General features: G+C 69.1%; 13 protein-coding genes. All 13 read right to left on the bottom strand.

Features of this window, described 5'->3' with window-relative positions; translation table 11 throughout:
• Window positions 1–81: 81 nt before the first annotated feature.
• The 13 genes from ACFPAH_RS21145 to epsL all read right to left on the bottom strand — a co-directional run bounded on the left by ACFPAH_RS21145 (window position 82) and on the right by epsL (window position 15278).
• A complete protein-coding gene (locus ACFPAH_RS21145; RefSeq protein WP_379749297.1) occupies window positions 82–846 on the bottom strand; it encodes a glycosyltransferase family 2 protein in 765 nt (254 codons plus the stop codon).
• Entirely contained in the window at window positions 824–2041 is a 1218-nt protein-coding gene (locus ACFPAH_RS21140; protein ID WP_379749295.1) for a glycosyltransferase family 4 protein, read from the bottom strand. The genes ACFPAH_RS21145 and ACFPAH_RS21140 overlap by 23 nt, the downstream gene beginning before the upstream one ends.
• 1 nt (window position 2042) lies before the next feature.
• Window positions 2043–3563, bottom strand: coding sequence for a lipopolysaccharide biosynthesis protein (locus ACFPAH_RS21135; protein WP_379749293.1), 1521 nt, complete (start codon window positions 3561–3563; stop codon window positions 2043–2045).
• A gap of 222 nt (window positions 3564–3785) precedes the next feature.
• Window positions 3786–5240, bottom strand: a complete 1455-nt coding sequence (locus tag ACFPAH_RS21130) for an O-antigen ligase family protein (RefSeq protein WP_379749291.1) — start codon at window positions 5238–5240, stop codon at window positions 3786–3788.
• Window positions 5237–6073: an exosortase-associated protein EpsI, B-type gene (epsI, locus tag ACFPAH_RS21125; protein ID WP_379749289.1), complete on the bottom strand. Its 837-nt coding sequence runs from the start codon at window positions 6071–6073 to the stop codon at window positions 5237–5239. Before epsI ends, ACFPAH_RS21130 begins: the two co-directional genes overlap by 4 nt.
• Window positions 6070–6975: an exosortase B gene (xrtB, locus tag ACFPAH_RS21120; RefSeq protein ID WP_379749570.1), complete on the bottom strand. Its 906-nt coding sequence runs from the start codon at window positions 6973–6975 to the stop codon at window positions 6070–6072. The genes epsI and xrtB overlap by 4 nt, the downstream gene beginning before the upstream one ends.
• Before the next feature lie 165 nt (window positions 6976–7140).
• Window positions 7141–8007, bottom strand: coding sequence for a chain length determinant protein tyrosine kinase EpsG (epsG, locus tag ACFPAH_RS21115; RefSeq protein ID WP_379749287.1), 867 nt, complete (start codon window positions 8005–8007; stop codon window positions 7141–7143).
• 12 nt (window positions 8008–8019) lie between these two features.
• Window positions 8020–9429, bottom strand: coding sequence for a chain length determinant protein EpsF (gene epsF, locus ACFPAH_RS21110; RefSeq protein ID WP_379749285.1), 1410 nt, complete (start codon window positions 9427–9429; stop codon window positions 8020–8022).
• 15 nt (window positions 9430–9444) lie between these two features.
• Entirely contained in the window at window positions 9445–10233 is a 789-nt protein-coding gene (epsE, locus tag ACFPAH_RS21105) for a polysaccharide export protein EpsE (RefSeq protein WP_379749283.1), read from the bottom strand.
• 43 nt (window positions 10234–10276) lie between these two features.
• Window positions 10277–11341, bottom strand: a complete 1065-nt coding sequence (locus tag ACFPAH_RS21100) for an EpsD family peptidyl-prolyl cis-trans isomerase (RefSeq protein ID WP_379749281.1) — start codon at window positions 11339–11341, stop codon at window positions 10277–10279.
• Window positions 11342–11414: 73 nt separating this feature from the next.
• Window positions 11415–12395: a GDP-L-fucose synthase gene (gene fcl, locus ACFPAH_RS21095; RefSeq protein ID WP_379749279.1), complete on the bottom strand. Its 981-nt coding sequence runs from the start codon at window positions 12393–12395 to the stop codon at window positions 11415–11417.
• 293 nt (window positions 12396–12688) lie between these two features.
• Window positions 12689–14068, bottom strand: a complete 1380-nt coding sequence (locus tag ACFPAH_RS21090) for an undecaprenyl-phosphate glucose phosphotransferase (protein ID WP_379749277.1) — start codon at window positions 14066–14068, stop codon at window positions 12689–12691.
• A gap of 13 nt (window positions 14069–14081) precedes the next feature.
• Window positions 14082–15278, bottom strand: a complete 1197-nt coding sequence (gene epsL, locus ACFPAH_RS21085) for an XrtB/PEP-CTERM-associated polysaccharide biosynthesis outer membrane protein EpsL (protein WP_379749275.1) — start codon at window positions 15276–15278, stop codon at window positions 14082–14084.
• Window positions 15279–15646: the final 368 nt, after the last annotated feature.

Raw genomic sequence — 15646 nt, 5'->3', positions numbered from 1 at the left:
TTGGGGTGCAGGCGGAGGAGCGCCAAGGCGGCAAGGCGCCGGTCCTGGCAGCCAACAACACGGTGATGTATGACCGACTAGTCAAGCAAGACCTGCAGTAGGCAGCGCCCGCCTGCGCTTGAGGTAGCGCAGGCAATACACGGCGAAGGCCAGCGGCGCATGGCGCAGGTAGCGCCGCCGCACCGCGAACTCTTCCTGGCGTGCCTGGCGCTTGTTGGCCGAGGACAGGCTGCCGGCGTGCTCGCGAAACACCGTTAATGTGCGCGCGAGCATGGCCGGCGGCGTGACGGCCGCCAGGCGCAGCCACAGATCGATGTCCATCGCATAGCGCAGCGACGTGTCGAAAGCGCCGACGCGCGCAAACCATTCGCGGCGCACGAAGACGGCCGGATGGGGGATCGTCGCGCGGCCGGCCACATAGGCGCGGTAGCTGAACGGGGGCATCGCATGGGGCGGCGCCAGGCGGCCGTCGCGCAAGACCTGGATGTTGCCCACCACCCAGGCCGCGCCGGTTTCGTCGAAACGGCGCGCGACCTGCTCCAGCACGTCGGGAGCGGCGTAATAATCGTCGGCATGCAGGTGGGCGACGATGGCACCGCGCGCGGCCACGATGCCGGCATTCATGGCCCGGCTGATGCCGCCCCGCACTTCGTGCAGCACGCGCTTGTTGCCGGGACAGGCGGCCAGCATGTCGAGCGTGGCGTCGGCCGAGCCGCCGTCGACGAAAATGTGCTCGAAGTCCCGGCAGGTCTGGGTGCGCAGCGAAGCGAGCGTGTCGCCGAGGGTCGCGGCACTGTTCCAGGTACAGGTGACGATGGAAAATTTAGGGTCGGCAGGCATAGACATCCAGTATCCGGGGCAAGGCCTGGAACACGTCCATGCCCGCCTGTTGCGGTAGCGGCGCAGCCTGTGGCGGCTGCGCCAGTTCGGCCAGCAGCGCGGCGACCAGGCCCTCCATGGCCGCGGACAGGCGCAGCTGGCCGGGCCAGGCCACGTAGGCGGCCAGCTCGGGGTTGCCGCCGCGCGCCAGCGCGAGGCAGGGGCGGCCCAGCGCGAGCGCTTCCAGGATCGTGGTGCCGCAGGGCTCTTCCCACACCGAGGGCACGACGCAGGCATGGCTGCTGGCGGTAAGGGCCACCACCTCGGGGTTCGGCCGCCAGCCGAGGAACTGCACCTGCTCGCCGGCAAACCGGGCTTCGAGGGCGGCGCGGCCGGGTCCGTCGCCGACGACCAGCACCCGGGCGCCAGGCGGCAGGCGTCCCCGCGCCGCGGCCAGGAACTCGCCGAAGCCCTTGCCGGTGTCGATGCGGCCGGCGACCAGGACTTGCCCGGCGCGCGGCGGTCCCGCTTGCGCCGCCTGGGCCGCGAGCATGCCGCAGTCGACAAAGTTGTGGATCACGCGGGAACGCCCGAGGTCGGCCGTGGGCAGTGTGCGCAGGAACTGGCGGCGCAGGAATTCCGACACGAAGACCGTCTTGTGGCGCGCAAAGGCGCGCGCGGTCTCGATGCGGTAGCGCGACACCGCGTGCGCCGATACGAGCGTGCGGAGCGCTCCCGGCTGCGGGTGGGCGCAGCCGGCGCAGGCGCGCGCGTCGAGCCGTCCGCACACGGCGCCATCCCTGAAGCGCAGGTGGGTCACGCACTCGCTGCCCTGGTCATGGCGGGTCTGGACGAAATTCAGGTCCGGATCGACATACAGGCCGAGCAGCGGCAGGTGGCCGTGGTAATGCACGACCTCGGCATCGCCCGCATGGCGCGCGATGGCGCGCGCGATCTTGCTCGCAAACCAGGGCCGCTTGAACGGGTTGAAGATGCCCAACTGCGCTTCTTTCCAGCCCGGGCGGGCATAGTCGAAGCCGGGCAGGAAGCGGCCCTCGAAACCGATCTGCCTGGCGCAGTCGGCGACGCCACGGTCGCTGCGACCGAGGATGCTCACCTCGTGGCCTGCGGCCAGCAAGGCATTGCCGAGCGTGACGACATGCTTGCCGAGGCCACCGAGCTGTTCGCCCGGCAAATCTTCCGATACCAGCAGGATGCGCACGCTAGCTTCCTCCCGCGACGCTGAACTGCGCCTTGACGCGCGCCCAGGCCCAACGCCGGTCCTCGCCCTCGACCACGAACAGCATGCCGAGCACGGCGAGCAGGCCGGACGTCGCGCCCAAGGCCAGGGCAAAGCCGAGCGCGCTGTGTCCGCAACATGCCTGGGCCCAGCCGGCAACCAGGGCGGCGCCTGCGGCCGCGCCCAGGCCCGGCAGGTAGCCGTGCGCGCACAGCCGGGCCAGCCGCGTCGGCACCGTGCGGCCGTGCACGACAACGAGGAAGACCGAAGTGAAGACGAGCGATGCGGCCAGGTGTCCCCAGGCGGCGCCATCGATGCCCCAGCCGGCCACGCCCAGCCAGACGCTCCCCAGCCCGGCCAGCGCCCGCCCGACCGCGAACAGCCCGGACAGGCGCGGATAGCCCATGCCGTCGTTCACCAGCGACGGCAGGCTGGTCAGCGAATCGACGAATTGCGACAAGGCCATCACCGCCAGCACGGTCGCGCCGCCCTGCGCGAAGGCCGGGCCCATCCAGTAGGCCAGCAGCGCATGGGCGAACACGGCCAGCAGCACCAGCATTGCCGCGTTCAGGTACACCACGTAGCGGGTCGCCTTCAGGTAGGCACGGTCGAGCCGCGCCAGTTCGCCGGCGGCGGCCAGCGCGCTGGCCGCCGGGAAGAACACGCCGGACAGGCGGAAGGTCAGGCCCAGCACCCGATTGGCCAGCGTCGCCGCCACCGTGAAGTAGGCCAGGCCGGTCACGCCCACCAGCGCCCCAATGATCAGCTTGTCTCCATGCGCATACGACAGCGTCGCGAAGCGCGACAGGAAGGAATACGCCGAAAAGCCGAGGATGCCGCCGCGCAGCTCGCGACCCGGCCAGCGCCAGCGCAGGCCAGGCAGCAGCCGCCCTACCCCGCGCCACAGCACCAGGCAGTGCGCGGCGCTGGCCAGCACGCGCAGCAGGATCACTTCGAACAGGCCGCCCCCGAGCAGCAGCACGGCCACCGTCAGCGGCGGGACCAGGGTGCCGAACAGCATTTCGAGACGCCCCGACACGTCGAATCGCATCAGCGCTTGCGGCAGGCTGTGCAGGTAGCTTTGCAGCTGGCCGAACAGGAAGCCGAGCGCCGCCAGGCGCAGGCAGGCAATGGACTCCGCCGTCAATCCGGGCGGCACCGTGAACACGCGGGTGACCAGCCATCCGGCGCTGGCAAGCAGGGCGAGCGCACCGAGGGTGCCGATGGCGGCATACACGGCAAGGCCGAAGCACAGCGTCTCGCCCACCCGCTCGTGCTCGCCGCGCGCATGCTGTGCCGAGATGAACTTGACCGACCCGGCAGTGACATTGATGTCGATCACCGCGAAATAGCCGACGATGGCCGTCACCAGCGAATACACCCCGTAGCCCGCCTCGCCCAGGCCAGCGACAACCAGCGGCACCGTGGCCAGCGCCACCAGCGCAGGCACGGCGGCGCCGAGCAGGTTCGACCACGCGTTGCGGAGCAGGCGCAGATCCATCATGCAGGGCGCGCGGCTGGCGCGGGCAAGCGGGCGGCCCGCCGGCCGCACCGCTCCTGGGCCGGCGGCGCAGCGGCGGTGGGACCGATGGGGCCGCCCGGCCGGACGCCGCATCCGGTAGCGGGCGGCGGCCCGGCTGCGCGAGGGCCGGCCTGGATGCGGCCATGGGTGCGGACCTCGATGCGGGCATGGGTGCGGGCAGAGTCGCGCATCGGCTTCCCTCGCTCAGGCCGGCGCCACGTCCGGGCGCAGGCGCATGCGGACCGCCCCCCGCCTGATGGCCGGTACGCCGCTGGCGGCCAGCGCCACATACGGCAGCGCCAGGGCGACGGCCAGCATCTGCGTCGTCCGCACCTGCGGGAACGGCGTGCCGATCAGCATGTCGGGCACCATGAAGGCCAGCCCCGCCACCCCGGCCGTCCCCAGTCCCAGCAGCTCGGGCGGCAGGTGGCGCAGGGCGCGGCGCGCGACCACAACGAAAGCCCAGGCCGTCCCGGCAAACAGGACCAGGCCCGGCAAGCCGCTCTTGAGCACCACATGCAGCACGCCGCTGTGCAGGAACAGTCCGCCGTCCGGATTGGCCTGCCACGAGATGTGCTGGTAGCCCGTGTAGCGGCCCCAGGCGCCGATGCCGGTGAACGGGCGCGCCAGGATGTCGGCCAGCACCAGCTTCAGTTCCAGCACGCGTTCGCTTTCGGGACCGAAGCGGCCCGACTGCATGTCGTACAACAGGCCTTTCATGCCGCCGCGGCCCTGCGCCTGCCCCAGGCGGCGCAGGGCCGCATAGCCGAGCGCCGCCCCGGCCAGCGGCAGCGCCGCCAGCGCTAGTTGCAGGCGCCGCCGCAACGGGAAGCGCCAGAGCACGATGATGGCGCCGAACACGAAGCCGATCCACGCGCTGCGCCGGTAGGACAGCACGATGCAGGCCGTGGTGGCCACCAGCGTCAGCCCGGCCAGGATGCGCCAGGCGCGGGAATGGTCCTGGCGCTCGCCGAACAGGCCGACAGCGGCGATGGCGGCAGCCATCATGCACAGCAGGCTGTCGTTGATGTCGAAAAAGGTGAGGCGGATGCGGATCGCGTTCATGTTCGCATATACATTGTTCGGGTCGCCCCCGAAAGCGGCCCAGCGTCCCAGTCCGAACAGGGCGCGCACCAGCCCGGCCAGCATGATGAAGCGCGCCAGCTCGATGGCCTCGGCCCGGGTGCGGAAGGACAGCAGCATCAGGGCCACGAGCGGCCCCATCCAGACAATGTTCGAGAAACCCGACGGGGCCAGCGCCTCCTTGATGGGCACGCCGGCCACCACGGCCGCGCCGGCGTGACAGGCCAGCAGGACGGTCCAGCCCCAGAACCAGGGGTAGAGGTTGCAGCCGGCAAGGGTGCCGCGCCGGAAACCGGCCGCCACGCGGGCGCAGCACCAGGCGCCGAGCACGTACCAGAGCACCACCGGGAACCACAGCAGGCCGGAGCCGCGGCTATAGACGCCGGGCGTGGCGAACACGGACAAGCTGCCGTAGCTGGTCGAATTCACCCAGAAAAAGACGCACAGGTAGGGGTAGACGAGCAGGCGCGGCCATACCAGCCCCAGGCCGACGCCGGCGACGGCCAGGAGCGCGAGCAGCAGCGCCGCCAGGAATGGCAGCGTGGTGAAGAAATACCCGAGCCAGGTCGCGCTCATGGCTGTGCGGCGGGCGCGGCGGACCCGGCGGACCCGGCGTCCCCGGCGGCCGCGGGGGGCGCGGGCGCAGGGCCGAGGGCGGCAGCACGGGCGGGGCCGGGCGTGGCGGATCCGGTACTGGCGGGCTTGGGACTGGCGGCGCCGGGACCGGCGGGCGCGGCGCCGATGAGGCGCTTGCGCCATGCTGCGTCGAGCGAATCGAGCAGATCGGCGGCGAAGCGGTCGTGCAGGCGCCAGGCGCCCGGTTCGTCGGTCGTGATGCTGGAAATACGCACCAGCATCCCGTCCGGGATCTGGCCCGACAGTCCATAGGCGAGGCGGCGCAGCTTTTGCTCGATGCCGGAACGGGTGGCACGGTCGCCGATCGTGATCCAGTAGGTGATCGGCTCGTTGCGTTCACCCTGGGTGGCCACGAGGCGCTGGACCGGCAGCGTGCCGAACCGGGTCGCCAGCTCGCCGCTGCCCTCGCCCGCCACCTGGAAGCCCTGGGCCACGTAGCAGACCTCGGGCAGGTGCAACTGCAGTGCCCGGCTCTGCTCCCCGCCATAGGCGATCGACAGCATCACGCGCCGGCCGGCAGGGTCGACATAGGTGCGCGACAGGGTCTGGTCGTAGATCCTCGCAAGCGCGCCCTGCTGCTCCGGGCTCGGTGTCAGCGGCACGATGGTCGGGTCGACCTTCCAGGACCCGAAACGGGACGGGATCATGGCCTCGAGGCGAAACCCGGCCTGGACCGCATTGGCTGCCGGCGCCGGCGTCAGGGCCACGGTCAGGGCCGAGGCGCCGGCCATGGCGATGCCGAGCACCAGGCTGGCGCCGAGGCCGCGCTTCATGCGGCCTCCCCTTTCGTCCGGCCTTGCCCGGCCGGCGTCCCGCGCCCCAGCGCGCGCCGGCGTGCCGCCCACTGCAGGCTGGAATCGACCGCCAGGATCAGGGCCAGCGCGGTCAGGAACAGCACCATGCCGGCGAACCCGTGCAGAAAACCCTGGCCCGCGGCATCGCCCAGGTAATACGTCACCAGCGTCAGCACGATCACGCGCACGACATTGGCGCAGAAGGAAATCGGGATGATCAAGAGCGCCAGCCCGACGTTGCGAAAAGCCGACGGGTGGCGCATCAGGTTCAGGTAAAACAGGCCCAGCGCCTCAAGGGTGAGCAAGGTCTGCAGGCCGGCACAGGCATCTGCCACCAGCAGCTGGTACTGGCCGATCTGCAGTACCACGCCGGAACGCCCGATCGGGTAACCGGCTGCGAACAGCAAATGCTCGGTTGCCCAGGACACCGCCATCTTCATGGGCATGGTCACGGCCGCCACGAGTTCGCTCGGCAGCGGAATCATGAACAGCATGAAGAAAAACGGGAACCAGAGCACGCGCAGCGCGCGCCTCCCGCGCTTGACCAGCACGACGGCGGCCAGGACCAGCAGGATGGCCCCGATCTCGAACATCAGGATGTGCTGCGTGCGTCCGAGCAGGTGCAGGCCGAGCCCTGCCGCGAGCACCGCCCAGCCGGCGGCGGACGAGCTCCGGGGCAGTTGCGCGACCTCATGCCATTTGCGGTAGATGAGCCACAGGGCGAGCGCGAAAATCATCGGCCCGTGCCCCTGCTCCTCGCCGATCCAGGCGTCGCTGAACAGGTCGGCAAAGGTCGGCAGGAACAACACCGCCAGCCCGAGCCAGACCGGCCACCACTCGGGCCAGGCAGACCGGACGGAGATGCGCATCCGGGCGAGCATGCCGCCGGCCACGCTGGCAGCGCTCGCGGAGGTTTGCGCGAAGGCGCCTGCAGGGGCACTGGCGGCAGCGGTGGCCGGACCGTCGACTGCGGCCGGCTGCCCGCCCTGGCCCGCGCCGCCAGGGGAGCCACGAGGACGGTTGCGCGAACGCGCCTGGCTCGTCATTCAGAACTCCATGACGACGGCGCCGACGACCTCGACACCGGCCGCGACGAACTGGCCGGCCATGTGCGCCGCGTCGTGCACGCGGGTATGGTCCTTGCGGGCGACCAGCAGCACGCCTCCCGCGCGCGCGCTGGCCGCCAGCGCATCGGCGCCGGATCCGAAGGGCGTGAGGTCGTAGAGAACGATATCGTAGCGGCTCTCCAGCAGCGCGTGCAGGTTGCGGAAGGCTTCGCGGCTGAGCAGCTCCTGTGGGTTCGGCGGCAAGGTGCCTGCCGCAAGCACCGACAGGTCGCCAAAGCCGGGGACGCGCGCGATGGCGTCGAGGTCGGCGCGGCCGGCCAGCAAGTCGGACAGTCCCGGTCCGGGCTTGAGCCCGAACAGTTCCTGCTGGCGCCCGCTACGCAGGTTGGCATCCACCAGCAAGGTGTGCTCGCCGAGCTGCGACAACACCACCGCCAGGTTGGCAGCGAACAGCGCGGCGCCATCCTCGGGATCGGCGCCGGCAACGGCGAGCGCGCGGCGCCCGTGCGCGAACCAGCGCAGCATCAACTGGCTGCGGATCGCGCGCAAGGACTCGACCTGCGCCGAAAACGGTGCATGGGCCGCAGCCAGGCGCGGCGACAGCCCCGCCTCCCCCGGCTGCAGGTAGGGATAGCCGAACTGGCGCGCCAGCACTTGCCGGATATCGTCTTCGCTGGCCAGGCCCAGGCGCATGGCGGCCTCGCCGTAGCGGATGCCGAGTTCGCGCTGCATGCGCAGTACGCGTTCGGCGTCGTCGGCGGTGAGCTTGCCGGAGGCGACCAGGAGCGTGCCCATGCGCGAGTCGAGGGGGTCGGCCGGCAGCGGTGACAGGATCGGTGAATTCATCGCCTACTCCGTTCAGTTCAGGCGCAAGGGGCGGCGCGGCCCGATGAGGGCGCGCAAGCCGCCGCGCGGCTGCGGCGTGCCCCATTCGATGGTGCCGAGCACCGGGATACCGAGCAGCTCCGGCAGGTCGCTGCTCGAGCGCACCGGACGGTGCAGCAATTCGAGCACCAGGGCCAGCCCGAGCCCGAGCACCGTACCGAGCAGGATCGCCACCAGCGTGTTGAGCAGCACGCGCGGCCCGGACGGCTCGGCCGGGACGGCCGCGGGATTGAGCACGGCGATGTCGGACTGCTCGGCCTGGGCCTCGATGCGGGTCTGGGAAAAGCGCGTGCTGGCCGCGTCGAAGGCGCGCTGGGCGCTGTCGAGGTCCTTCAGCAGCACCCCGAGTTCGTCGCGCGAACGGTTCAGCTCGAGCACGCGCTTCTTTTGCGCGGCCAGCGCCGCGCGCAGTTCGGTCTCGCGCTGGCGCAGTACCTGGGCGTTTCCGCCGACGCTCTTCGACACCGTGCCGAGCGCGACCTTGAGGTCGGCGCGCATCTTGTCGGCCTCGGCCCGGGCGGCCTGATACTGCGGGTGGTTGCTGCCGTAGCGCGCCGCGCCCTCGGCCAGCTTGGCTTCGGCCTGTGCCAGCGCCACGCGCAGGTTCTGGATCAGCGGATTGTCGGCCACGTCGGGCGAGTTGACGGCGGCGCCGCCCGCCATGCGCTCGCGGGAAGTGGCCTCGAGCGCGGCGGCCTGCGCCGCCACCAGCTGGGTCGACAGGTCGTTCAGGCGCGCCAGCTCGACGTCGAAACGACTGTTATCGAGGCTGACGATGCCCTGCTCCTGCTGGTATTTCGAGAGGCGCGCCTGGGCGGTTTCCACGTTGTCGCGTAATTGCTTCGTCTGCTCGTTGAAATAGGACGCCGCCTTTTTCATCGGATCCGTCTTGAGCTGCACGCTGGCGTTCTGGTATTCCTCGGCAAAGGCATTCGCCACGGCAGCGGCGAATGCGGGGTCGGCGCCCTCGAAGCTGATCTCGACGACGCTCGACTCGCGTGCCGGCTTGATATCGAGCTTGCGCAGCAGCAGTTCGGCCAGCCAGTCGCGTACCGTCCCCTTGCCGTCGGTGGCCTCATGGAATTGTTCGATCACGACGGGGTTGGTGGCCAGGCGCAGGCGGTCGACCACGCGCAAGGCCACGTTCTTGCTGCCGATGATATCGATCTGGGTCGCCATGTAGCCCGGCAGCAACTGGCCCGGCATGGTCAGTCCCGTCAGCGGGTCGACACCCTTGTAGTTCAGCAGCACCGAAGCGGTCGCGGTATAGGACCTGCCCTGCACCAGGCTCCAGCCGAGCGCGAGCAGGATGGTGGCGAACAGCGTCGCCAGGATCAGCCGCCTGCGGGCACGCAACAGCATCAGGAATTGACGGACGTTCATGGAAGCTCCAAGCGCTCAGAACCAGCTTTCGCGCACGGTGATGACGTCGTCGACGAGCACCGGGTCGCTTGCCTTGGCCTCGAGCGTGACGGCGCGTCCGGCCGCATCGCGGCGGGTGATGCGCATGCCGTTGTCGCTGCCGCGTGGCGTCAGGCCGCCCCCGGCCGAGATGGCCTGCTGGACCGTCATGCCGCGCTCGATGCGGAAGGCACCGGGCCGCTGCACCTCGCCCGTGACATAGGCGCGCGGGGCCCGCTCGACATAGATGATGTCGCCGCCGGCGACCTCGACATCCTTGTCGAGCTCGCCCTTGCGGACCATGTCGACCACGTCGATCGTCTCGCGCACGGTCTTGCCGTCGCGGCTGCGCACCAGGGTGATGAGGTCGCTTCCTTCAGGCGCCACCCCGCCCGCCATGGCCAGCAGGTCCAGTACCTTGCGCCGCCCTTCGACGGGATAGCGGCCGGGCCGGTTCACCTGGCCCAGCACCGACACCTGCTGGCTCGCCAGCGTCGTGACGAGCATGTTGACCTCGGCTTTCTTGAGGTAGCCGCCCTTCTCGAGCAAGCCGCCGATTTTCTTTTCGGCGGCCGCCACCGACATGCCGCCGACGCCGACCTGGCCCAGCAGCGGAAAGGTAATCGTCCCGCTCTCGCTGACCCGGGTTTCGACCGAGAGGTCGGGGCTGCCGTACACCGACAGGCGCACGACGTCGCCCGGCCCGAGCAGCACCTCCGCGGCGCAGGCCATGCCCGCGCCCAGCGCCAGTACGGCCGCTGCAATCCAGTGTCCAAGTCGTTTCATGATCGCTCCTGTTGATGGGTCGCTGTTGTGCCGGGTGTTGCGCTCACTTGAGGCCGGCGACGCCGCGCTCGACCGTGCCCTGGTCGGGCGCCGCCGGCCTGGCCAGCTTGTCGGCAGCTGCCTCCGCCGCCCTGGGCGGCGCGGCGCCAGGCGTGGCGGCCTTCGCCTCGGGCAGCGCTGCCGCGCCCGGCGCGGCGGCGCGCGGCGTCGTCATGCTGGCCGGCGCCGCCCTCGCGCCCTGCGCCAGCTCCGGGTTCAGGTATTCGATCTTCGCGCTCTTGCGCAGCCGCTCGACCTCGGCCGCCGCGAGCTCTTTCTGCTTGCTGGTGGTCAGGAACTGGGCAATCTGGGGCGCGGCCACGCTCAGGGGCACGGGCGCCTCGCGCACCTCGGCAATCGACAACAGCATGGCGCGCTCGCCTTCCCTGACGCTGAACAGCTGGTTCCTCGACATGGCGAGCAGCTTCTTCGTCAGCTCCGGACCGAGTTCGGCGGTACTGCGCGTGACCTGGGAGCGGCCGTACTTGACGTCATGCGCATCGAGCCAGACGGCCAGCTCCTCCAGCGAACGGGCCTTGTCGGCCTCGGCGCGTACCTCGGGCGTCAGCTCGGCCGTCGTCATGACGAGCTGGTCGAGGCTGAACTGCTTGCGCTTCTCGAACAAGTCGGGATGGGCCCGGTAGTAGGCCTCGACCTCGGCCGGCGTCGGCCTGGCCACGTTGGCCAGCCGTTTCTGCATATAGACCTGGGCGACGATGAGCGAGCGGGCGCGCTCGATCGCCGCGATGACTTTCGGGTCGCGGTCCAGCCTTTCCTGGATGGCCGCATGCTCGATCAGCTCACGGTCGATCAGTGCCTGCAGCAACTGCTTGCTGGCCTGCTCCTGGCGGGTGGCGGGCACGCCGGCGCGCTGCAATTCGTCGTTCAGCTGCAGGACCGTGATTTCCTCGCCGTTGACGTTGACCAGCGCCTGCCCGGGCTTGGCAGGCCGCGATTTGTCGCCACAGCCGGCGAGCATCGCTGCCGCCAGCAAGGCCAGCAGGGCGGCGACGGGGAAGGCGGGCCCTCCCAGCCCCGATCCGCTTCCCCGGCGCGACTTTCGAACCATGTTCAACATACGTCTCCAATCAAGAAAAAAACGGCAGTTCCCGCCGGGCGACCCCGGCGCCGTGCTTGCCGGCTCATGCGGCTGCGGCTGCGTCTGCGACCTGCACCGCGAGAAACGCGGCATACGCGCGCTGCAGGCCCTCGCGCAGCGGCGTGCTGGCGCTCCAGCCGAGGGCACGCAGTTTCGAGACGTCGAGCAGCTTGCGCGGCGTACCGTCCGGCTTGCTGGCATCGAACACGATGCGCCCTTCGAAACCGACGACGTCGCGCACCAGGTGCGCAAGTTCGTCGATGCTGACATCGGTGCCGCTGCCGACGTTGATATGCGAGTGCATCGGGGCGGTGACGGCGGCATAGCTTTCCGGCGCCAGGTCCATCACGTGCACGCTGGCCGCGGCCATGTCGTCGACGTAGAGGAATTCGCGCATGGGTTTGCCGCTGCCCCAGATCACGACTTCGGGCGCACCCTCGGCCTTTGCTTCGTGGAAGCGCCGCATGAGCGCCGGGATCACGTGGCTGTTTTGCGGATGGTAGTTGTCGCCGGGGCCGTACAGGTTGGTGGGCATGACGCTGCGGAAATCGGTGCCGTATTGCCGGTTGTAGCTCTCGCACAGCTTGATGCCGGCGATCTTGGCGACCGCGTAGGGCTCGTTGGTCGGCTCCAGCGCCCCGTCCATCAGGTACTCCTCGCGGATCGGCTGGCGGGCCAGGCGCGGATAGATGCAGGAGGAGCCGAGGAACAGCAGCCGCGCCACGCCCGCGCGCCAGGCCTCGTGCACGACATTGGCCTGCACCATCAGGTTGTCGTAGATGAACTCGGCCGGATAACTGTTGTTGGCGTGGATGCCGCCGACCCGGGCAGCGGCAAGGTAGACGAGGTCGATGCGTTCGGCACGAAAAAAGGCACGTACGGCGGCCTGGTCGGTAAGCTCGAGCTCGTCGTGGGACCGCGTGACGATCTGCGTATGGCCGCGCGCGCGCAGGGCGCGCACGATGGCCGAACCGACCAGGCCACGGTGGCCGGCAACATAAATGCGGGGATCTGGATTATTCAAGGCTTCACTCCCATCCGGTAGCGGCACAGACACGGCACAGACACGGCGCAGACACGCCACGGACACGCCACGAACACGATGCGGCCCTGCCGGCGCACGGCCGCTGCGCTAACAAAATTCGCTAAGCCAGCATCAACGACGCCGCTGCCAGCGTACCTGTCGTGCGCTGCGCACCGCTTGACTGGCGTCGAGGGATTTCGGGGAACTAAACGGTCCTGTAGCGAACCATGCCGGGGATGGCGGGTCCTGCCGCGCGGCCGGGCTTGCGTTGGCGGGGCATGCCCGGGCGGGTCTCAAAACGCGTTCTCTCGCGTCAGGATGACGCGGATTGTCTTCAGGATGATCCACAGGTCCAGCCATACCGACCAGTTGCGCAGGTAGTCCAGGTCAAACTGGATACGCGCTTCCATCCGCTCGAGGGTCGCGGTTTCGCCGCGCAGCCCATTGACCTGGGCCCAGCCCGTAATGCCAGGCTTGACCTTGTGGCGCAGCATGTAGCCCTTGATCAGTTTTCGGTATTGCTCGTTGTGGGCAACGGCATGCGGACGCGGGCCGACGATGCTCATGCTGCCCTGTAATACGTTGACGAACTGCGGCAATTCGTCGAGCGAGGTCCGGCGCAGGAAGCGCCCGATTGGCGTCACCCGCGGATCGTCCCTGCGCGCCTGCACGATCGTGGTTCCATCGTCGAGCACCCGCATCGAGCGGAACTTGTAGACCAGGATCTCCTCTCCATACAGGCCGTAGCGGCGCTGGCGAAACAGGACCGGCCCCGGCGAGGTGCATTTGACGGCCACGGCAATGGCCAGCATCAGGGGCGCCAGCGCAACCAGGATCAGGCTGCCGAGCACGATGTCGCTGGCACGCTTGATCATGCTGTTCAGGCCCATGAACGGGGTTTCGCAGATGGCGATGACGGGCATGCCGCCGACATTGTCGAAGCGCGCCTGCATCAGGTCGAAGACATACACGTCGGGCAGGAAATACACCGAGGCGGTGGTGTCCTGCAGCTCGTCGATCAGCTGGCGGATGCGCGGCTGGGCCGAAATCGGCTGGCTGATGAAGATCAGTTTGATGTTATGGCTGCGCACGTACTGGCTCAGCTCGGACATCCTGCCCAGCATCGGATGGTGCAAGCCGCGCGCATGGCGTGGGCCGGCGCGGTCGTCGAAGAAACCGTGCATCTGCATGAACAGGTTCGGGTGGCGGTCGCAGATGCCGGCGAACTTGACCCCCACCTCGTTGGCGCCGACCACCACGACCGAACGCACTTCGCGGCTGCGGTCGGGCCGGCCGGCGGCGCGCCGCACGACGATATGGCTGGCGAGCAAGGTGGCTGGGGTGGCGATGATCCAGGCCAGCAGGACGCGCTCGTCGTAATAGTACTTGAGGCCGCTCGCCGAGCCGAGGAAATACAGCACGCCGATGGTGACGCACCAGCCGAAGACGATGTCGCGCGCGTAGGCAAGCATGCGTCCGCTGCGCCAGGTACGGTAGGGATCGATGTGCTGGTAGACGGCCGACGAAATGAAAAAGGCGAGGATCATCAGGACCAGCGAATAGCCGGAAAACGGCTCTTCGAAGGCCATCGAGGACACGTAGAGTGCTCCCATGATGATCAAGGGATCAAGCACGCGCTGGAAAAACGAGATGATCGGGATATCGTTGACCATCGCAGGTCGAAGTTCAGAACTGTGCGCTGGCGTCGAGGGCGACCGTATTCGCCTTGAAGTTGCCGATCCCGAGCACGGGCGAACCGCTGCGGGCCTGGTGTGCGAACGCCGCCGACAGCAGGATCTTGCGCCTGACGGCCCAGCTCGCCTTTAAGGTCGCCGAACGCAGCGTGTCGTCCAGGCCGCCGGCGGCATCGAAGCCGGCGCGCGGGTTGTAGTTGCGCCGTTCGTAGACGACGTCGGCCTCGACCCGGACCTTGGCGCTCGCGTTCCAGGTGGCACCGGCGCCGACGCCCTTGTTGAGCGTATAGCTGACCAGCGTGCTCTCCAGGGGCGCGAAATCGCGCCATACCGAGGCCCGGTAAGCAAGCTTGCCATGCGGTTCGTACAGGGCGGTGACGCGGCCATTGAAGCCGCTCGTATGGCCGCTGCCGAAGGAAGGCTGGCTGCGCCGCGCATAGCCGGCGAGCGCCTGGATGGTGAGGATGCCGCCCGCCTTCCAGTCGACGCGCGCCTTGAGTTCGTCCTGGGTGAAATCGTCGGTCAGCAAGCTCTGCGTGAACGGACGGCGGTTCGGGAACCTGCCTTCGATGCGCCGCAGCACCAGGCCGACGGAACTGTCGCCGCGCGCCAGGTAGCGCCCTTCGAGTTCGAACACGTCCTCGGTGCGATCGTTGTACGACTGCACGGCCAGTTCGTAGTCGAAGCGCTCGCGCGACAGCGCCGTGCGGGCTTCCCAGCGCGGATGGAGCTTCCAGGCGCCTTCGAAAAAGCCGCGGCGCTGCCTGCGCAGGTTGCGCTGGTCGCTGCGGAAATCGGTATACGGCGCCAGTGTCTGCACATAGGTCGCGCCGAGTTGTCCCTCGAAACGCTTGCCGAGCTGCCAGAACCAGGTTGCCTGCAGGTCCTTGCCGTCGTAGTCGAGTTGCCGGAAATGGTCGAATTTGACCTTCGACAGCTTGGCCGCCGCCAGCAGGCGCTGGCGGCGCCAGGTCTGGTCGTAGACGGCCCCGAATTCGGTCGTGATCCAGGCGTCGGCACGGCGGTTGTCGAAAGCCGGCGCGTTCTCGGCAATGCGCAGGAGGTTGTCGTCGCGCGCCCAGCCGATGCGGCCGTACAGGTCGAGCCCGGTGCCGGGGATCGCGCAGGCCGGCATGGACACGACGGCGCCGACCAGGAAGGCGAGCGGATGCAACCGGATTCTCGACATGGCGTTTGTCTTTCAAGGGCGATGCGCTGACCGGCGCTGCGGCGGCGCCGCACAACACGGGTGACTTGAAATGAGACCGGGCACGGTAAGCCTGAGTTCCGTGAATGGTGTTGACGAACCCGGGAAGGTGCGATCGGGAGCGTGCCAAGGCGGCTGGGCGCTGCACGCATGCGAGGAACAGGGATGCGAGGGCACACACGCTGCTTGAACGCGGTGGGGCGAGGCGGGCCGGATGCCCGCTCACGCGAAGCGGCGCCGCCGGCGCGCGAACGCCAGCGGGTGGCGCCGTCCACCCTGCCGGTTTGTTTCTGCTCGCGTGGCGCCGCTACGAGCGGTCGTACCTGGGAGAAGCGACGCCACGGGAAGTG

The organism is Massilia sp. GCM10023247, from assembly GCF_042653325.1.
Lineage (GTDB): Bacteria > Pseudomonadota > Gammaproteobacteria > Burkholderiales > Burkholderiaceae_D > Telluria.
This window is presented reverse-complemented; position numbering and strand designations above follow the sequence as displayed.